The organism is Gallibacterium genomosp. 2, assembly GCF_000771895.1.
Taxonomy (GTDB): domain Bacteria; phylum Pseudomonadota; class Gammaproteobacteria; order Enterobacterales; family Pasteurellaceae; genus Gallibacterium.
This window is the reverse complement of the sequence record NZ_JPXY01000021.1, coordinates 15,344-34,057: the sequence shown is the minus strand read 5'-3', so window position 1 is coordinate 34,057 and position 18,714 is coordinate 15,344. Positions and strand designations below refer to the sequence as shown.

Sequence of the window (18,714 nt, the reverse complement as noted above, 5' to 3'; positions counted from 1 at the left end):
ATTTGTTAAGACTTCTCAACTGTTTCAGTTATAATGGGCGAAATTTTCCTATTATCCAACCTGAAAATAATCCAATGAATAAAAAACCAGTTTTCCAAGAAAATAAATTCCGTTTTTCCGATAACAATCGCCGTCAGGATCGCACCGAACGTGATCAGAAAGGCAAATCACGTTTTTCAGATAAGCCACGTTTCGGCGATAAAAAACAGGATCGTTTCAATGACGACAAGCGATCAGGTTTTTCGGATCAAAATAAATTCCGCCAACCACGCGAACCACGTTCTATTTGGGGAGATAAACAGCAGATTACCGCACATAAAGCAGGTACGCTTGGCGAGGGAAGTGTAACGGTAACGATTAAATCCAATGTGCCACAACAAAAAGTGAAAAAGAAAGGTGCGTTATCGCCACGTGCACCGGAAAATATCCGCCAAAATCGTGCCGAAGAGGTGAAAGTTTATGGCGAAGCGGCGTGTTTTGCCTTATTTGAACATCGTCCACAAGATATTGTGCGCTTATGGGTCACGCAGGAATTAACGAAAAAAGCCGGCGAAATGATGAGCTATTTAGCAGAAAATAAAAAGGCTTATCACGTGGTGAAAGGGGACGAATTGCAGCTTGTCAGTGGTACGGAGCATCACGGCGGCATCTGTTTATTAGTGAAAAAACGTCCGCCGCTAATGCTGAAAAGTTATTTAGAAACGCCTAGAAAACGAGATTGTATTGTCGTGTTGGATGGCATCGGCAATGCAGCGAATATTGGCGGCGTCTTGAAAACATTGGCATTTTATGGCGTACAGAATGTGGTAACAGATAAGATTGATACAGTACAAAGCCCGGCAGCAATGCGTGTTGCTGAAGGTGGTATCGAATATTTACGTTTATTTGAAGTCGCACATCCGACATTAGCGTTAGATTTGTTAAAACAGGCAGGTTATCAACTGATACGCGCCAGTTTATCCAAACAGGCGATTGCACTAAACAAATTAGAGTTACAGGACAAAGTGGCAATTGTGTTGTCGGAAAATACGATTAAAGATCTCGATCCTGATGTGACTAATGTGGCGTTATCGATAACTAATCCACTTTCAACTGGGCTAAATGTGGCAGTTACCGCAGGTGTTTTGTTGTCTAAATGGTATTTCTAGATTATTGATAAAATACCAAGTGAGTTTTTGTTATAAAATCCGCACCTACATAGTTAATATCAAGAATAATTTTTAAGGTGCGGATTCGTTTTTCTTTTTAGTCAAACTCCAACTCAACTTGCTCTTCGCCGATAAAAGCGGTTAAATCAGAAATGAGATCATCGTGTGGTGTAATACGCCATTCAATGCCTAAAGTGAGCATTGCTCGACCGTTCGGACTATCATAATAGATATGAACTGGGATAGTGCCTTGTGCATAAGGGGTTAGGATTTGTTTAAAGCGTTCGATAAAGTCGTTATTTAACTGTTTTTGTTTAATCGCAATTGCTAGGCTTTTTACCACACGTTGGCGAATCTCTTCTAGTGTATTGATCTCTCTAGCAATCATTCGGATACCGCCGGTGAAATCATCAGGAATGACAGAACCACTAACGATAACAATATGATCTTTATGGATTTTTTCTTCAAATTGCTCTAAAGCATCAGAGAATAGAGTAATATCCATTCTTGCCGAGCGATCATCTAGGGTTAGAATTCCTAAACGATTACCTCGTTTAGTAACCAGTGATCGGAAATTAACTACTAACCCTGATACGGTGCAGCTTTCGCCACGACGAGTGACACTCACTTCTGATAAACGATTGCCATAGTGTGATAACTCTTTCACATAACGGCTGATTGGATGGCTACTTAAATATAATCCCAATGTTTCTTGTTCACCATCTAACACCATTTTTTCTGTCCATTTAGGGGCATTGGCGTAAGCTTGTTCTACTTGGTTCGGTGAACTTGCCAATACACCGAACATATCTGTTTGTCCTAATGCTTCATCTTTGGCGTGCTGATCGGAGGCTTTGAGGGCATCTTCTAAATTTAGTGCAATTGCAGCACGGTGCGGCCCAAGTTTATCTAATGCGCCAGCTTTAATCAGATTATCAAAGGTGCGCCGATTAATTTTGCGTAAGTCCACTCTAGCACATAGATCAAACAGATCACGAAATAGTCCACCCGATGTTCTAGCTTCAATAATATTTTCAACGGGAGCTTCTCCCACACCTTTAATTGCGCCTAAGCCATAAACGATTTCCCCTTTTTCATTCACACTGAAGCCGTATTTACCGGTATTAATATCGGGAGGAACAACTTTTAAACCCATTCGCAAACTTTCATCATAGAAATTGACGATTTTTTCCACCTTGTACATTTCTGATGTCATTACTGCCGCCATAAATTCAGCAGGAAAGTGAGCTTTTAGCCAAAGTGTTTGGTAGGAAACCAGTGCATATGCGGCAGAATGTGATTTGTTGAAACCGTAACCGGCGAATTTTTCCACCAAATCGAAAATTTTCATTGCTAATTCGCCGTCAACACCGTTTTTAATTGCTCCCTCTTTGAAAACAGAACGTTGTTTTGCCATCTCTTCCGGTTTCTTTTTTCCCATTGCTCGGCGTAATAAATCCGCACCACCTAAGGTATAACCAGCAAGCACTTGTGCAATTTGCATCACCTGTTCTTGGTACAAAATAATGCCGTAAGTTGGTTCTAAAATTGGTTTAAGGGATTCGTGCTGATATTCAGCATCTGGATAGGAGATTTCTTCTTCCCCGTGTTTACGGCGAATAAAGTTATCCACCATTCCGGATTGTAATGGTCCCGGACGAAATAGTGCCACTAATGCGATAATATCTTCAAAACAGTCAGGTTTTAAACGGCGGATTAAATCTTTCATTCCGCGCGATTCCAGTTGGAATACCGCAGTTGTTTGCGCATCTAGTAGCAATTTAAAGGATTTTTCATCATCCAATGGAATATGGTGAATATTGATTTCCGGTTTGCCCTCACGTCGCATACGTTCGTTAATCATATCAACCGCCCATTGGATAATAGTGAGCGTGCGTAAGCCTAAGAAGTCGAATTTGACCAAACCGGCATATTCAACATCACTTTTATCAAAATGAGTAACAGGATGTTTACCTTCGGAATCACAGTAAATTGGCGAAAAGTCGGTAATTTTGCTTGGTGATATAACCACACCACCGGCGTGTTTCCCTGCATTTCGGGTAACTCCCTCTAATTTACGCCCCATATCGATCAGTGCTTTAACCTCTTCATCGCTGTTGTAAACCTCGACTAATTTAGGTTCGGCATCAAATGCTTTTTGTAAAGTCATACCGGGATCAGGGGGAATCAGTTTTGCAATGCGATCAACAAAACCATATGGATGACCAAGCACTCGTCCAACATCTCGAATTACTGCTTTTGCTGCCATAGTACCGAAAGTGATAATTTGCGATACAGCATCCCGTCCATACATTTGTGCCACGTGTTCAATTACGCGGTCGCGACCATCCATACAGAAATCGACATCAAAATCCGGCATTGAAACACGTTCTGGATTTAAGAAACGTTCAAAAAGCAGATCAAATTGCAGCGGATCAAGATCGGTAATTCTAAGGGAATAAGCCACTAAAGAACCGGCACCGGAACCTCGTCCCGGTCCAACCGGAATATTGTTATCTTTTGACCACTGGATAAATTCCATCACGATTAGGAAGTAACCGGGGAATCCCATTTGGTTGATTACTTTTAGTTCAGTTTCCAAGCGTTCATCATATTTGGCACGTTTTTGTTGTCGTTCCTGTTCATCAGGGAAAAGAACAGCTAAACGTTGCTCTAAACCGGTTTTTGCCTGTTGAATTAGGTATTCCTCAGTGCTTAATTTTCCGGTCGGAAATTGAGGTAGAAAATATTGACCTAAGCGAATGGTAACATTGCAACGTTGTGCAATGTAAACACTGTTTTCGAGAGCCTGTGGGAGATCGGAAAACAATTCGCACATCTCCTGTTCACTACGGAAATATTGTTGTGGACTATATTTTTTCGGGCGGTTAGGATCATCTAGCGTATAGCCATCGTGAATAGCGACACGGATTTCGTGAGCTTCAAAATCATCCTCCGTAAGAAACATTACATCATTAGTCGCAACTAGTGGAATTTGGTGTTGCTCCGCTAAGTCGACCGCCTGTTGCAGATAATGTTCTTCATCATTACGACCAGTGCGGCTGATAGAAAGATAAAAATGATCTGAAAAATGACGTTGATAAAAAGCTAGGCAGTTCTCCGCAGAATTTTGATTTCCTCTCACGAGAAACTTACCAACATCACCGTCTTTGCCACCGGAAAGGATAATAACACCTTCAGCGTGTTCAATCAGCCATTCTTTGTCTATCATTGGATACTCACGATAACCGCGCTGATAAGCACGGGAAAGCAATAAAGTGATATTTTGATAGCCGACATTGTTTTTGGCGAGCAGTGTTAGAGAGAACGGTTCATCCGGAAGCTCTTCGCTATTGACTAAAACATCCGCACCAACAATTGGTTTAATGCCTTTACCTAAGGTTGCACCATAAAATTTCACTAAACCACAGAAGTTAGTAAAATCGGTTAATGCCATTGCCACCATTTGTTGCTTTGCACATTCATCAACCAATGTTTTTATTTTGGTTAGACCATTAATCATTGAGAAGTCGCTATGAATGCGCAAATGAACAAATTTCGGTGATGACATAATTTTTCCTAAAGATGATTCTACATTAGAAAGGTGCGAATTCACGCACCTTTCTGCATAAATTAATGAGAGATATTATAGATTAAAAAAGAGCTTTTCACGTTTCCATTTATCAACGGTAAAGGTTTTGATGGTTAATGCGTGAATAGCATTGCTGGCAAGATGCTCCATTAATGGTGCGTAAATCATTTGTTGTTGTTTAACACGTGATAAATCAGCAAACTTATCGCTAACTGCAATCACATCATAATGGGCATTTTCACCACGCACATAAACTTCATCTAAATTAAGTGTTTGTTTTAATAATTGTTCAATTTCTTTTGGATCCATAAATGTTCTCTAATTATTGATTAAATTAAATATTGGTGTAACCATTGATCTAATGAAAATAACGCTGCCAGATTTTTGCATTGTTCCGGTAGATTAATTAATCGCACTTTTTCAACCGGATTTAATAGCAATAATTCAGTCAGTAAAGCAAAACCGGCGGAATCAATATGGATGATTTGTTGTAAATCCCAGATTATCTGTTGACAGCTTTGCAAATTAGCATTCTCTTTCAAGCTGAACTGCTGGCGTTGTCGCCATAGTTGTGGCACAGTTTCACGATTTAATATGCCGTTTAAGGTAACAATAGCCTGTTGTTCAACCTGCTCCAGTTGCCAGATTAAATTATCATCGCTCATCCAAAATCCCTTAATGGCTGAAATTTTATTTTTTATCTAAAGTTATCGGCATACTTGCTGATTTTGCGATCTGAGCAGTGAGTGCTTCAATACCCTGTTTGCGTAGTACACTACTCCACTCATTTTTCTTAGTTTCAACCATACTCACGCCTTCAACCGCCATATCGTAAGCTTGCCATTGATTAATTTTACTGTTTTTACGCCATTTGAAATCCAATTTAATTGGAGCAGCACCGTTATTTTGTTCAACGGTAACACGAATATTGACAATATTTTTACCGTCAACAGGTTTTTCAGGTTCTATGGTAACTTTTTGTCCATTATAAAAAGTTAAAACTTGAGCATAAGCTTGTTCTATGTAGTTGCCGAAAGTCGTGAAAAATTGCTCACGTTGTTCCGATGTTGTAGTTTTAAAGCTTGAATTGCCTAAAACTAATGAACCGGCATATTTAACGTGAATATAAGGCATTAAATCTTGTTTGACAATAGTACGTAAATAGTTTGGATTTTGCTTAATTTTGTTCTGATTTTGTGTAATATCAGCAAAGAGTTTATCAGATGCTTGATGCATTAGTTGATAAGGATTTTGTTCGGCATTGGCAAGACAACTGACCAACATTAAAGTGGTGGTGATTAATGACCAAGCCATTTTTTTGAGATAGCGTTGTAACATATTTGTTCTCCTTTAAGATAATTTATTCTTTATTTGTTTCGCTTGATTCTGTGGCGGAATCATTGGATTTTTTATCACCATAGATAAATTGCCCGATTAAATCTTCCAGCACCATTGCTGATTTGGTATCAACAATTTTGCTACCGTCTTTCAACATCGGGGTTTCTCCATCATCAAAACCGATATTTAAAGCAATATATTGTTCACCCAATAAACCGGCGGTTTTGATCGATAATGAACTGTTATCCGGAATTTGATTATATTGTTGCTCAATCACTAGCGTTACTTTTGGTAAATAGGTGGTTGGATCCAATTCAATTTTATTGACGCGACCGACAACTACACCACCAATTTTCACCGGCGCTCTTACTTTCAGACCGCCTATATTATCAAAAGTTGCCTCTACACGGTATGTTTGTGATTCACTAAAATTTTGAATATTGGCCACTTTCAAGCCTAGGAAAACTAAGGCGGCAATGCCTAATAATAAAAAAAGCCCAACCCAAAATTCATATTTCATTGTGTTTTTCATAAATTGTCCTTTTTGATTAACTTCCGCCGAACATTAATGCAGTTAAAATAAAATCTAATGCCAATACCACTAATGAAGACTGTACTACAGTTTTGGTCGTAGCTTGGCTGATACCTTCTGAAGTTGGTAAAGCATTGTAGCCGTTAAATAATGCGATCCAAACTACGCTGAGTGCAAAACATAAACTTTTAATGATGCCATTACCGATGTCTTTGCCCCAAACAACAGCGCTTTGCATTACCGACCAGAAACTACCGCTGTCAACACCTTTCCAGTCAACGCCGACTAAAGAGCCACCCCATATGCCCACAGCAGTAAAGATTAAGGCAAGTAATGGCATTGCAATCATTCCCGCCCAAAAACGAGGGGCAATAACACGCCTTAAAGGATTGACTGCCATCATTTCTAGTCCGGAAAGTTGTTCTGTTGCTTTCATTAAACCGATTTCCGCCGTCAATGCAGAGCCGGCTCGACCAGCGAAAAGCAATGCTGTTACCACTGGCCCAAGTTCACGTAACAGTGATAATGCAACGAGTTGCCCTAAGCTGGTTTCAGCAGAAAAATCGACCAAAATAACATAACCCTGTAAACCAAGTACCATACCGATAAAAAGGCCGGAAAGCACAATAATCAGCAAGGATTGTACGCCTAACACATATAACTGTTTGACAACTAAAGGAAAATTTTTTCTAAACTGAGGGACACCGATTAATGCACCATAAAGCATTAAGGCAGATTTCCCCAACGTGCGCAACCAATGAATGCCACGTTTTCCCATCCACTCAATAATTGTGATTTTCACTGAAATAATTCCTCTTCATAGTTTTGTGCCGGATAGTGGAATTTCACTGGACCATCTGCTTGTCCAGATAAAAATTGAACCACACGTGGATCTTGGCTCTGCCGTAGTTGTTGAGGCATACCTTCCGCAATAATTTTTTGTTCCGCCACGATATAAGCATAATCGGCGATACTTAAAACTTCTGTGACATCGTGCGAAATAACAATAGAAGTTAGATTCAAGGTTTGATTTAATTTTTTGATTAAATCAACAATCACCCCCATACTGATTGGATCCTGCCCGGTGAAAGGTTCATCATACATAATTAAATCTGGATCTAACGCAATTGCACGAGCTAGTGCGGCACGACGAGCCATTCCGCCCGATAACTCATTCGGCATCAAATTTGCTGCGCCGCGCAAACCGACAGTTTCTAATTTCATTAACACCATTTTGCGAATAATGCTTTCCGGCAGTTTGGTATGTTCGCGAATAGGAAAAGCCACATTCTCAAAGGTGGTCATATCGGTAAATAACGCACTTGACTGGAACAACATTCCCATCCGTTCCCGCACCTTATAAAGGGCTTTGCTGGATAAATTACAAATATCTTGACCATCAAACAGAATTTGACCTTGCTCCGGAATTAATTGACCGCCGATGAGTTTCAATAAAGTGGTTTTACCGATTCCGGAAGGCCCCATAATCGCGGTGATTTTGCCCTGTTCGATCTTTAAATTCAGACCGTTATAAATCGTTCTTTCACCGCGTTTGAAAATGAGATCTTTCACTTCGATAAGAATATCTTGCATCTGTTTTGCCTTATGTTCTTGATCGTAAAGCCGCTATTTTAACAGAAGAAAGCGTTTTGTTGAAAAATAACTCATTAATAACGATTTTATGCTATTATTTTGCGGCTAAAATTTTTACTGAAAAAGGTATTTTGTTTATGTCCATTCGTTGGAATATTTTACTTGCGGTGATTGTGTTTGCTTTGTTGGCGTGGCTTTATTCGCTACAGCATAATAATGTGCCAACCCTAGTGAAAGATGATTCCGCACCAGAATATATCGCCAAACAGATGACAACAACAGTATTCGGTCCGACAGGATCAATCCAATATCAGGCGCAATCCAGTAATGTCGATTATTTTAATAATGATAAGACCGTATTCAGTCAGCCGATTCTGTATGTTTATGATGAAAATCAGATAAAAACTTGGCGTTTACAGGCGGATACCGCCACATTGACGGATAAGGATAAATTGACTTTGCGGGGCAATGTGAAATTGCAAAGTTTAGTTGAAACTTCAAAGTTGCAGACGATTGATGCAGAGCGGGCGTTTGTCAATTTAACGACACAGGATATAACATCTGATACAATGGTGACCTTGACCGGGCTGAATTTTACCAGTCAAGGAAAAGCATTGGATGGCAATTTGAGAAAAGAATCCGCAACATTAAAAGAACAGGTTAAAACATATTATGAAATCCAAAAAAATTAATTTTGCTTTTGCGTTACTCGCTTTATTTGTCAGCTATTCGGCAAATGCGTTGACCGGTGATTCAGAACAGCCGATTAACATCGAGTCGGATAATCAGTCGTTAGATTTAACCAATAATGTTGTGACTTTCAATACCAATGTGGTGATTACGCAAGGCAGTGTCAAAATTAATGCCGATAAAGTGGTGATTACACGCCCGAACGAGAAAGAGAAAGCCGATAATAAAAAAGAGACGGTGGATGCTTACGGTAAACCGGTGAAATTCCAACAGAAATTGGATAACGGCAAAATGGTTTACGGCAATGCGGACAAAGTCCATTATGATTTAGGCAAAGAGTTTTTAACACTTATCGATAATGCACAGTTGAAGCAAGAAGATAGCCGTATTAATGGCGATATCATCACTTATGATGTGAAAAAACAACAGTTGAAAGCGAATGGTAACGGTAATTCTCGTGTGAAAACCATTTTGATTCCAAACCAATTAAAATCGAATTAGAGCATATTTATGTCAGTTTTATCTGCTGAACAGTTAAGTAAAAGTTATAAAGGTCGTCCGGTGGTTAATGGTGTCAGTTTAACGATTAATTCCGGTGAAATTGTTGGATTGCTTGGGCCGAACGGTGCCGGTAAAACAACAACTTTTTATATGGTGGTGGGGTTGATTAGCCACGATCAAGGCAAGATCACCATTGATAATCAAGATATCAGCCGTCTGCCGATGCATCAGCGTGCCAAGCAGGGCATTGGTTATTTGCCTCAGGAAGCTTCCATTTTCCGCCGTTTATCTGTGTATGACAATTTGATGGCAGTGCTGGAAATTCGTAAGGATTTAAGTAAAGAACAGCGTGTTGATGAATTGGAACGCCTGTTGGAAGAGTTTCATATTACCCATATTAAAGACAATATCGGTCAATCATTATCCGGAGGTGAACGCCGTCGGGTTGAGATTGCGCGTGCATTGGCAGCAAATCCGAAATTTATTTTGTTGGATGAGCCTTTTGCCGGGGTTGACCCGATTTCCGTATTGGATATTAAAAATATTATCAAAGGGTTGCGTGATCGTGGTTTGGGGGTGCTGATCACCGACCACAATGTGCGTGAAACCTTGGATGTTTGCGAACGAGCTTATATTGTGAGCGCAGGCACGATGATTGCCGATGGCACGCCGCAGCAGGTGTTGGCGGATGAGCACGTCAAACGCGTTTATCTGGGCGAACATTTTAAACTGTAACAAGTGGCTGAAATATGAAAATCACTGATTTTTTACAACCGCAAAATATTCGTACCGGTTTGCTCTGTTCAAGTAAGAAGCGAGCATTCGAGCTGATTTGCAGTTTAATCTCACCACAAACGGAAGAGAGCGAAATCACCTGTTTTGAAGCGTTGTTTAATCGAGAAAAAATGGGCAATACCGGCATCAATAACGGCATTGCCATTCCGCACGCAAAATTAGCGGTGGGTGATAAACCGGTGGCAGTGTTTTTGCAGTTGGATACACCAATAAAATATGAATCAGCCGATCATCGTGATGTTGATTTAATCTTCGCAATTCTGATTCCGGAAACCTGTTGTTCAAGCTGTTCGGCGTTATTGCCTTATTTAGCGGAATGTTTTTCAGATAAGAATCTGTGTAAGCAATTACGTTTGGCAAAAAATCCGGAAGAAGTATGGTCTATTTTTGTTGCTTTTGATCATTCGGAACATCAGGATGATCAGGTGGAACAGGTGGAAGAAATCAAGGAAAGCGAGCAAACTAGATAAATAGCTTTTCGTTGAGTGTGGGGGATCGATTTATGGAACTTGTGATTATTAGCGGTCGTTCTGGGGCAGGGAAATCCGTTGCATTAAAAGCGCTTGAGGATATCGGTTATTACTGTATTGATAATTTGCCGTTGTTTCTTATTCCCCAATTGATTGAGAAATTAGGTAGTGGACAGCAGACAGTTGCGATTAGTGTTGATATTCGTAATATTCCGCTGGATGCAAAGGAACTGGAATCGATTTTGGAACAACTGCCGCACTCCTGTAATACGAAAATTATCTATCTTGATGCAGATCGTAACAGTTTGATTCGCCGTTATAGTGATACGCGCCGTTTACATCCATTGTCTAAAGAGAATCTCTCGTTGGAAGGATCGATTGATTTGGAAAAAGAGCGGCTTGAGCCACTGTTCCAGCACGCTAATTTTATTATCGATACCACCAATCTTTCCACTCACCAGTTGGCGGAAAAATTACGTGAATTTGTGCGCGGTAATGCCGATAAAGAGTTGCAAATCATCATTAAATCGTTTGGTTTTAAGTATGGAATTCCACAAGATGCGGATTATATTTTTGATGTGCGCTTTTTGCCGAATCCGCATTGGGAACCGAAATTGCGCCCTTTAACCGGTCTGGATCAGCCAATAATCGACTTTCTGCGTCAATATGATGTCGTGCGTGAATTTCTCTATTCCACCTGTAACTATATTGAAACTTGGTTGCCTTTATTGGAACAGAATAACCGCAGTTATTTGACGATTTGTATCGGCTGCACCGGCGGTAAACATCGTTCCGTTTATATTGCGCAACAGTTAGCGGAATACTTTAAAGCGAAAGGAAAAAATATTAAAATTCAGCACAACTCCTTGATTCGTCAAGAACATAAAAACAGTACAAATTAACTCCTCAATTTTGCGAATGTGTAGCTCAGCTGGATAGAGCAATCCCCTCCTAAGGGATAGGTCGGCGGTTCGAACCCGCCCACGTTCGCCATTTTTAGGTTTTCCAACGTTCGCCAACGTTCTTTAGTGCTGCTAAATCTTTTTAAAAACAAGTATTTATCTTCTTTTTATGTGTTTTAGCGGTTTTTTATGATTGCTTATAAATTTGTTTTTTAACTCCCCATTTAACTCCCCACGTTAGATGGATAATTTTTGGGGAGTTAAATTTCCGTTATCTTTCATAAAAAAGAGGCTAAAGACGATGAGCAGAATAGTAAAACCATTAACCAATACCGCTATTCAAAACTTAAAACCAACAAATAAAGAGTACACAAAATCAGACGGAAACGGGCTTTATATAAGAGTTCGTTCAAATGGATCTAAATATTGGTATTTTTCCTATAAGTTTTTAAATCGTTCAAGAAAGATCAGTTTGGGTGAATATCCGTTTTTATCTTTAGCGGCAGCTAGAGAGTTGGCACAGACCTATAAAAGCCTTTTATTGAGAAATATTGATCCGGTTGAATATTTGCAGGAACAGAAAAATAAATTGCTGTATGAAAACATTACATTGTCGGAAATGGCGAAAAAATGGAAGGATAAGAGAATAAGTCAAAAGAAATTTAAAATAGAAACTATTAACGAAGCCTATAGGCGAATTGAGATCCATATTTTGCCGGTTATTGGCAATTTACCGATAAAGGACGTGTCAATATCTTCTGTTATGCCGGCGTTGGAAGCATTAAAGAATACTAATACACTTTATAAAATTAATGTTTCGTTAAGGCAAATATTGCAGATGGCAGAGGATGAAGATTTGATTAATAAAAATCCTTTGCGTAGATTGCACGAAGAATTTAACTATATTCCTCCAGAACACCAGCCCACAATAGCTCCGCATAAATTACCCAGTTTATTTAGAGCGTTGAATAATGCCAATATTCAACGCCCTACAGCATTGTTGATTGAATGGCAATTATTAACAATGTTACGACCGGCGGAAGCGGTAAGTGTTGAATGGTCAGAGATAGATTTTGAAAATGATGCGGTTCATATTCCAGCTGAAAAAATGAAAGGCAGGAAGCGAGCGCATAGCGTTCCGTTATCTAAGCAGGCACTTTATATTTTAAAGCAGATGAGGCAATTTACAGGCAATAGAAAACATATATTTGCTAGCTATTCCGCACCTTATGACAAGCCAATGAGCACGCAGTCCGCAAATGTAGCGTTAAAAAGGATGGGATTTAAAGGGATATTGGTTTCGCACGGCTTGCGGTCGATTGCTAGTACTTATTTGCACGAGTTGGATCGATTTTCTTCAGAAGCGATAGAATTGTGTTTGGCGCACGAGAACAAAGGGAAGGTTCGCGCGGCATATGATAGATCCAGAAAATGGAAAGCGAGAAAAGAGATAATGCAAGAGTGGGGGGATTATGTGGAAAGTTGCAAAATTGAAGCTATTAAAGCGTTATAGCTGATTTTATAGGGCCGCACTACTTTTGGTGCGGTTCTTTTGTGGTATGGCTGAAGCTGATGCGCATTACAAATTGATGTTTACATTGTTCGTTTGTGCAAAAGAATTCTATTTCAGATAAATCCTGATTGATTGCTTTAACGTTTAATATTTTCGCTTTGCTTTGGCATACAGTGCATTTATGAGTCAGTGTTCTAGGCATTGGGCCCCCCTATTAACTGAAATGATTTTTTTAGCAATTGTTATCACGTAAATTTAAAAAAATCTGTTATATAACAATAACTTATTTTGTGGTTGCTAATTTTATCACTTTTTCATAACTGAAAAATACTGAAATTAACTGTAATTTTTTCAGTTAAGAAAACAGGAAAAAAAGAGGATATTTTCTTTATTTTCAATAGATTAGAAATTTTTAACGCTGAAACTTAACTGAAAAAATACAAAAATTTATTATAAAAAACGAGGGTGAGCGAGTGAATTTTTCGTGACGTGCGTTTTTCCGTGAAATTTTATCTATATGTCTATTTATTGAACTACTAACGCTAATAATATCATTCTTTTTATGTGATGAGGCTTATCACATTATCAATATATTTCTATTTTTATATAACGAGACTAATATTTTTATATTCTATGAAGTTGAATAGAGTTATATAGCGTTAAATTTCAAGGAATATAAAATGGGTAATGATAAAGAAAGGTTTATCAGATTAAATGAAGTGATAAAAAAAACAGGATTGAGCAAAGGAACAATTTATAAATATATGAAAGATGGATCATTCCCGAGCAATATCCCTATATCTGATAAAGTTGTTGTATGGCTTGAAAGCGAAGTTGACCAATGGATCAATAGTAAAATTAATGAGTATAAAACAAGGAGACAAAATGCTATTAGATAGACTTAGAAAAGATGAACAATTCAAAGAATTGTTAGCGACAGTTAAACAGAAAGAAACATTTTTTTATCAGATACAAGATAAAATAGTGGATATACAAAAAACCATAGACAGAAATAAAAATATAATAAAAGCTTTGGATTCAGACAGTGAAGAACTACAACAGCAAATAAATGATATTACTATGAGCGGTGATGTTATTTCTTCCGTTTCTAAAATTGATGAGTTTACAGATTCAATGGTAATAAACGAAAAAAAACAAAATGCTTTCAAATTTGCAAATAGCAAGCTGGAGAAGAAAAAAGAATATTTATTACTTACCGATTATAAAAAAGCTGATGATGATATTAGGTTGGCTTATAGTAAATTATATGAATATGGTAGAGAATGGATAGCTAAAAATATTTTTTCAAGTGAAATAATGGAAGATTTTAATATATTTTTTAGTTTCTTTTGCAATCCATATACACCATTTAGATTTAAAAATAGCGAGGAAATGAAAAAAGGTTTTATTAGTAAAATCAATGAGTTGTTAGTAGATAGGATTGAATTAGCCCCAGTTATTGAATTAACAGGATATAATAAACTTTTTGAAATTAAAACTAGCGTCTTTAATAGAGAAAATAAAATAAATGAGTTAAAAGAAGCTTTGTAATTAAAGCAGTAAAAAGCAGATAAAAGCAACTTTAATATATAAAAGTTGCTAAAAGCAAATAAAAGCTGCTTTAAGATAGTTTTGTAACAAAAATAATTTGAACCGCACCTTGAGTGCGGTTTTTTATTCATAAAAAACGATAAAAACCATATTGAACTAATATAAACTATAGATTAAAATACCGTTACTTTTACAGAGTGTGGTGAATGATTATGGGAACAGATATTCTAAGAAAGAACATTGATGAAACATACCAGCTTTATAGAGAAAAGGAAATTAACAAGGTTATCAGAGAACCCGAAAAAAATGTTGCTTGTAATGAATTAGGCACGCAAAAAGAAGAAACCTATAAACAAATAATAAAAGGTCTGATTTGTCTTGCTAATCCTAATTTTGAATATCCTTTAAAGCGAAAAAAGATGCTGAAAGCGGACAATAGTTACAATTGCAACGCAATAGCAGATAAAATTGTTTCAGTGACTGAGAAACTTAGGAATGAAGGGAAGATTATAAATAATACCAGAGGAAACACTACTATCAGAACACATATTAATGACATTATTAAAGAATTAAATCATAAATAATAATAACAGATTATAGAAAGGCTTAAGTCGGCAGACTTAAGCCTTTTTTATTTGTGTTTTAAATTGTTATAGAACAATAATTTAAAAATTAATTTTGTCAGATTTAAAAAATTTTTGCCAATTTGACAAATTTCATTTTGTCCGCTTTATAAAATCCGCTTGCAATCATTCAAGAACGTTGGCGAACGTTAGAAGATGCAAAAAATTTTTTATAGATAAACAACACAGGCGGAGAAGTTATGAAAAACAGAGCGAAAATTAATCAGATTATTTCAGAAATTTTTAATGATTACAGCAGCCAACCTATATCCAGCATTTATGAGCATTTAGAAACAGGAAAACAGGGTGGAATTGAGTTTATCAAAACTCTATTTTCTAAATCAGACTTTTTTAATCAAATTAATCTTGTTTTAGCGAATAACTTACAAGGAAATAAATTTAAAGGAGTCATAACAAGCCCAGCAACAGGAAGAAGAGAGGCTCGACAAAGCGCAAATTTAGGTTCGGACGGCTTTAAATTTGAATTGCAAGAGGTCGATACTGGTATTGCTTTTAGCTGGAATCATTTAGACAGTCTAGCTGATTTGTATGAGAAAGATTTAAAAAATGAATATCTAGAACGCATTTTATCCACTATCGTTTTTGATATTTTGCAGATTGGCTGGAATGGGAAAAATTCCGCTTTAATGACTGAAAATACAGACTTATCCGATGTTGATAAAGGATGGTTAAAATTATTTGAGGAACAGAAACCGGAAAACATTATCCAACAAGGAAAAGAACAAAATATTATAAAGGTTTTTGGCGAAAATGCGGATTATAAAACATTGTCCGAACTGGCTTTTGCATTAAAAAGCAAGCTATTACCACATCACCAACAAAGAAATGATCTATTTCTTATGATTGGAAGAGATTTAATTTCAAAACAAGAGAATTTATTAATAGATACAAGTAAAGCTATTCACAATGCAGAGCTTGAATCTATTAAATTTCAAAACGTTATAGCCGGTTTACCAGTTATCACTCCGCCGAATTTTCCGGCAAAAGGCGCAGCAATTACAACATTATCTAATTTAAGTTTCTATATTGATCCAATAAGTTGCAGATTTTCAATAAAAAATGATGAAGAGAAGAAGCAGCTTGTTTATCGTTTTTATCGCAGACAATGCTATGTTGTTGAGGATTTAAATTTAATGGCAGCAGTAAATGAAAAAAATATTATTTTAAGTTAGCCGGAGGAAAAATGGAAACAAAGTTATTAACAATGAAAGAAGTCACGAAGATTGGTATTGGCAGCAAATCAACAATTTATAAATTATTAAAAAATGGCGATTTTCCAAAACCGATTAAATATGGTCGCTATAACAGATGGTCGCTATCTGATATTCAAGATTGGATCGCAAAAAATAACCCGAATAAGTCAATTAATTAAAGGCGGAAAGTATGAATACAGCAAAAGAGCTATTAACGGCATTCAATAAATTGCCTATTAAAGAGCAAGTTAGCTTTGTCAGAATGATGGCTAAGAAAGAGGAAGAAAATGCGCAATATTTCAACGCTGCTAAAACAGGAGCGCAGAAATTAAGCGATGAACAGCGAAATAATAAAAAAATAAATTTTGCAGTTTAAGTAGGAGAGGGGAAGTGAAGCGGTTAAAAGGTTTATTGATTAAATGCCCTATATGCGGAAATGGTTTAAACATCAGGGACTCTCAAAGACCGAGCGCTTGCTTGACTCAAGCGAGCGTTTATTGCGCTGATTGTCATTTAAAAGGCGTGATTAATGCGGAACTTTCGCAAATTCAATTGGCTGAATTCCATTCAGTGGCAGACAACCACCAATGGCAACAGGATGAAGAAATAAAAAAACGATTATTAAAAAAAAGCGCAATCACCAAAAACCGTTGATGATTGCACTGTTACTTTTATCCTTTTTAACTTGTATGGTTGTTGTTTGAACGAACAACGGATTTAATTATATGATAAATAACAAAAAAAGCTACTGTTTTGCTTTAAAAACAGAAAATAATATTAATTTATACTTGACAAAAAAATATAAACCACGTTATTTTACGAACGCTTTCGCAAAATCGAAAGCCAGCCGTGACAAGCTGAATATTTTACAGGCGAACAGCACGCCAAAACGTGCTTTTTTTGTTCGTAGATTTCACACACCCCAAGAAAACCGCCTAGCGGTAATTCAATCTATGATGGCGTGTAGTGGGCAACCCTCTGCGGTTGGCTGCTTTCCTGTAAAGGCAGTTTGTCACCCTGCTACACGCTATCGCCAATCCGTGACAAGTTTAGCGATAGCCCTTGAACAATTATTTACAGGACTATTAGCAATGATCTACAAATTCTTATTGCTAGGCACACGCCTACACGTTTCAACCTATGCCAACAGCGAGGCAAAAGCACGCCAATTTTTAAATTTACCCCGTGATAAAGCTATTTTTATCGCAAGAATTAAGGGGGGAAATTATGCGTAATTTAGCCTTGACAAACTCACCTAAACCAGCTTACACTTGCCACGCTTTCGCAAAATCGAAAGCCAGCCGTGAGAAGCTGAATATACCAGAGGCGAACAGCACGCCAACCCGTGCTTTTTTTGTTCGTAATTTTCGCACACCTAAAGAACGCCAATTTAAGGCGTGTTCATCAATGGTAGAGCGTAATAGGCACGCTTTAAGCGTGGCTAGTGTTCCTTTGGTGCTAGTTTCTCACCCTGTTACGTTCTACCGCCCGACTGTGAGAAGTCTAGCGGTAGTCTTTGAAAAATTACCCAAAGGACTATTAGCAATGATCTATCAATTCAAAGCCGTGAGCCGTTTTGACTTACGCAACACCCAAAAACCAATCTCACTATTCCCACGTTATACGCTGAAAATTAACGCCGAAACGTTAAGTCAGGCAGTTGCAAAAGTTAGCCCATTTTTTGTTGTGTTAAATGTATATAACACCGGCAAGAATGGCATTAATACTTTCCACAAATTGGCTAAATAAGGCGGTAATTATGATCACTGAAAAAATTACATTAGCCAATGGCGCAGTTATTGAATTTTTCGCACCCGATTTGGAACAAATGCGCAATTTATTTCCTGATTATGACCAATTCAGAGCAATGAAAGAAGAACGCAAGCGAAAACGAGAAATAGCCAATAAAAGAAAAAGACAGTTGCAACAACAGAAACAAGCAAGAAGAAAAGCGAGGGGGAGATGATGGATACACAAAATAATTTTAAAGATCTTTATAACTTATCAGAAGAAGTAGCGACAAGCCTTTCAGTGATAAAAGACGTTTTAATGTTGGCTGAAGAAATTATTATTTACGACCCCAAAAATGCAACAGGAAAAATACAGTCATTGCTGATGTCGCAAGCACCCTATATGGAAAAAGCGGAGGCTATGTGCAGTGATTTAGTTAAGAGTTTATACAGTTTAGCTAATCAAAATAAATAATATTTAACAAGGCGTTGTTGTTCTGTTTCAGAGCAACAACGCTATTT

26 protein-coding genes and 1 tRNA gene are annotated in these 18,714 nt (G+C 37.6%); 19 read left to right on the top strand and 8 right to left on the bottom strand.

All coding sequences use genetic code 11. From position 1 onward, the window contains the following. Positions 1–74: 74 nt before the first annotated feature. The gene (locus P375_RS04950; protein ID WP_039135029.1) at positions 75–1,148 is read left to right on the top strand and encodes a TrmH family RNA methyltransferase; all 1,074 of its coding nucleotides are present in this window, start codon (positions 75–77) and stop codon (positions 1,146–1,148) included. Between the two features lie 97 nt (positions 1,149–1,245). Here the strand turns inward: P375_RS04950 and dnaE are convergent, their stop codons facing one another. The 7 genes from dnaE to P375_RS04915 all read right to left on the bottom strand — a co-directional run bounded on the left by dnaE (position 1,246) and on the right by P375_RS04915 (position 8,203). Then, positions 1,246–4,719 (bottom strand): DNA polymerase III subunit alpha, encoded by a 3,474-nt coding sequence (gene dnaE, locus P375_RS04945; RefSeq protein WP_039135026.1) that lies wholly within the window; start codon positions 4,717–4,719, stop codon positions 1,246–1,248. A gap of 75 nt (positions 4,720–4,794) precedes the next feature. After that, a complete protein-coding gene (locus tag P375_RS04940) occupies positions 4,795–5,049 on the bottom strand; it encodes a BolA family protein (protein ID WP_039135023.1) in 255 nt (84 codons plus the stop codon). Between the two features lie 20 nt (positions 5,050–5,069). Further along, the gene (locus tag P375_RS04935) at positions 5,070–5,405 is read right to left on the bottom strand and encodes an STAS domain-containing protein (RefSeq protein ID WP_039135020.1); all 336 of its coding nucleotides are present in this window, start codon (positions 5,403–5,405) and stop codon (positions 5,070–5,072) included. Between the two features lie 25 nt (positions 5,406–5,430). Beyond that, positions 5,431–6,054: a phospholipid-binding protein MlaC gene (mlaC, locus tag P375_RS04930; protein WP_231924164.1), complete on the bottom strand. Its 624-nt coding sequence runs from the start codon at positions 6,052–6,054 to the stop codon at positions 5,431–5,433. Positions 6,055–6,100: 46 nt separating this feature from the next. Then, positions 6,101–6,610 carry an outer membrane lipid asymmetry maintenance protein MlaD gene (gene mlaD / locus P375_RS04925; protein ID WP_039135014.1) on the bottom strand — a complete coding sequence of 170 codons (510 nt, stop codon included), beginning with the start codon at positions 6,608–6,610 and terminating at the stop codon, positions 6,101–6,103. A 16-nt stretch (positions 6,611–6,626) separates the two neighbouring features. Then, positions 6,627–7,388, bottom strand: coding sequence for a lipid asymmetry maintenance ABC transporter permease subunit MlaE (gene mlaE, locus P375_RS04920; protein ID WP_039135097.1), 762 nt, complete (start codon positions 7,386–7,388; stop codon positions 6,627–6,629). Between the two features lie 20 nt (positions 7,389–7,408). Next, on the bottom strand, positions 7,409–8,203 hold the full coding sequence (locus tag P375_RS04915) for an ATP-binding cassette domain-containing protein (protein ID WP_039135012.1): 795 nt from the start codon (positions 8,201–8,203) through the stop codon (positions 7,409–7,411). Between the two features lie 137 nt (positions 8,204–8,340). Between P375_RS04915 and lptC the strand changes: the two genes are divergently transcribed. The 7 genes from lptC to P375_RS04880 all read left to right on the top strand — a co-directional run bounded on the left by lptC (position 8,341) and on the right by P375_RS04880 (position 13,074). After that, a complete protein-coding gene (gene lptC / locus P375_RS04910; RefSeq protein WP_039135092.1) occupies positions 8,341–8,895 on the top strand; it encodes an LPS export ABC transporter periplasmic protein LptC in 555 nt (184 codons plus the stop codon). Next, the gene (gene lptA, locus P375_RS04905) at positions 8,876–9,394 is read left to right on the top strand and encodes a lipopolysaccharide transport periplasmic protein LptA (protein WP_013746237.1); all 519 of its coding nucleotides are present in this window, start codon (positions 8,876–8,878) and stop codon (positions 9,392–9,394) included. Before lptC ends, lptA begins: the two co-directional genes overlap by 20 nt. 9 nt (positions 9,395–9,403) lie before the next feature. Then, on the top strand, positions 9,404–10,129 hold the full coding sequence (lptB, locus tag P375_RS04900) for an LPS export ABC transporter ATP-binding protein (protein ID WP_013746238.1): 726 nt from the start codon (positions 9,404–9,406) through the stop codon (positions 10,127–10,129). 14 nt (positions 10,130–10,143) lie between these two features. Further along, positions 10,144–10,659 carry a PTS IIA-like nitrogen regulatory protein PtsN gene (gene ptsN, locus P375_RS04895; RefSeq protein WP_039135009.1) on the top strand — a complete coding sequence of 172 codons (516 nt, stop codon included), beginning with the start codon at positions 10,144–10,146 and terminating at the stop codon, positions 10,657–10,659. Between the two features lie 32 nt (positions 10,660–10,691). Beyond that, positions 10,692–11,561, top strand: a complete 870-nt coding sequence (gene rapZ / locus P375_RS04890) for an RNase adapter RapZ (protein ID WP_013746240.1) — start codon at positions 10,692–10,694, stop codon at positions 11,559–11,561. A gap of 14 nt (positions 11,562–11,575) precedes the next feature. Next, positions 11,576–11,652, top strand: a tRNA-Arg gene (locus P375_RS04885). A 210-nt stretch (positions 11,653–11,862) separates the two neighbouring features. Continuing rightward, on the top strand, positions 11,863–13,074 hold the full coding sequence (locus P375_RS04880) for a tyrosine-type recombinase/integrase (RefSeq protein ID WP_039135006.1): 1,212 nt from the start codon (positions 11,863–11,865) through the stop codon (positions 13,072–13,074). 19 nt (positions 13,075–13,093) lie between these two features. Here P375_RS04880 and P375_RS12980 read toward each other — a convergent pair whose 3' ends face one another. Further along, entirely contained in the window at positions 13,094–13,276 is a 183-nt protein-coding gene (locus P375_RS12980; protein WP_018346105.1) for an ogr/Delta-like zinc finger family protein, read from the bottom strand. 478 nt (positions 13,277–13,754) lie between these two features. Between P375_RS12980 and P375_RS04875 the strand changes: the two genes are divergently transcribed. The 11 genes from P375_RS04875 to P375_RS04825 all read left to right on the top strand — a co-directional run bounded on the left by P375_RS04875 (position 13,755) and on the right by P375_RS04825 (position 18,667). Further along, entirely contained in the window at positions 13,755–13,973 is a 219-nt protein-coding gene (locus tag P375_RS04875; protein WP_021461409.1) for a helix-turn-helix transcriptional regulator, read from the top strand. Continuing rightward, a complete protein-coding gene (locus P375_RS04870; RefSeq protein WP_039135002.1) occupies positions 13,960–14,625 on the top strand; it encodes a hypothetical protein in 666 nt (221 codons plus the stop codon). The genes P375_RS04875 and P375_RS04870 overlap by 14 nt, the downstream gene beginning before the upstream one ends. A gap of 212 nt (positions 14,626–14,837) precedes the next feature. Further along, on the top strand, positions 14,838–15,209 hold the full coding sequence (locus P375_RS04865; RefSeq protein WP_039134999.1) for a hypothetical protein: 372 nt from the start codon (positions 14,838–14,840) through the stop codon (positions 15,207–15,209). Between the two features lie 239 nt (positions 15,210–15,448). Then, complete coding sequence (locus P375_RS04860; protein ID WP_052121799.1) at positions 15,449–16,441, top strand: phage major capsid protein, P2 family; 993 nt, start codon at positions 15,449–15,451, stop codon at positions 16,439–16,441. 11 nt (positions 16,442–16,452) lie between these two features. Beyond that, positions 16,453–16,641 carry a helix-turn-helix transcriptional regulator gene (locus P375_RS04855; RefSeq protein WP_018346110.1) on the top strand — a complete coding sequence of 63 codons (189 nt, stop codon included), beginning with the start codon at positions 16,453–16,455 and terminating at the stop codon, positions 16,639–16,641. An 11-nt stretch (positions 16,642–16,652) separates the two neighbouring features. After that, a complete protein-coding gene (locus P375_RS04850; protein WP_039134996.1) occupies positions 16,653–16,838 on the top strand; it encodes a hypothetical protein in 186 nt (61 codons plus the stop codon). A 14-nt stretch (positions 16,839–16,852) separates the two neighbouring features. Beyond that, positions 16,853–17,116, top strand: coding sequence for a hypothetical protein (locus tag P375_RS04845; protein ID WP_018346112.1), 264 nt, complete (start codon positions 16,853–16,855; stop codon positions 17,114–17,116). Between the two features lie 134 nt (positions 17,117–17,250). Continuing rightward, positions 17,251–17,697, top strand: a complete 447-nt coding sequence (locus tag P375_RS04840; protein WP_167333062.1) for an ash family protein — start codon at positions 17,251–17,253, stop codon at positions 17,695–17,697. Further along, entirely contained in the window at positions 17,690–18,211 is a 522-nt protein-coding gene (locus tag P375_RS04835) for an ash family protein (protein ID WP_052121797.1), read from the top strand. The genes P375_RS04840 and P375_RS04835 overlap by 8 nt, the downstream gene beginning before the upstream one ends. A 10-nt stretch (positions 18,212–18,221) precedes the next feature. Beyond that, a complete protein-coding gene (locus P375_RS04830; protein ID WP_039134993.1) occupies positions 18,222–18,428 on the top strand; it encodes a hypothetical protein in 207 nt (68 codons plus the stop codon). Further along, positions 18,425–18,667, top strand: coding sequence for a hypothetical protein (locus P375_RS04825; protein ID WP_155275088.1), 243 nt, complete (start codon positions 18,425–18,427; stop codon positions 18,665–18,667). Before P375_RS04830 ends, P375_RS04825 begins: the two co-directional genes overlap by 4 nt. The last annotated feature ends 47 nt before the right edge of the window (positions 18,668–18,714 follow it).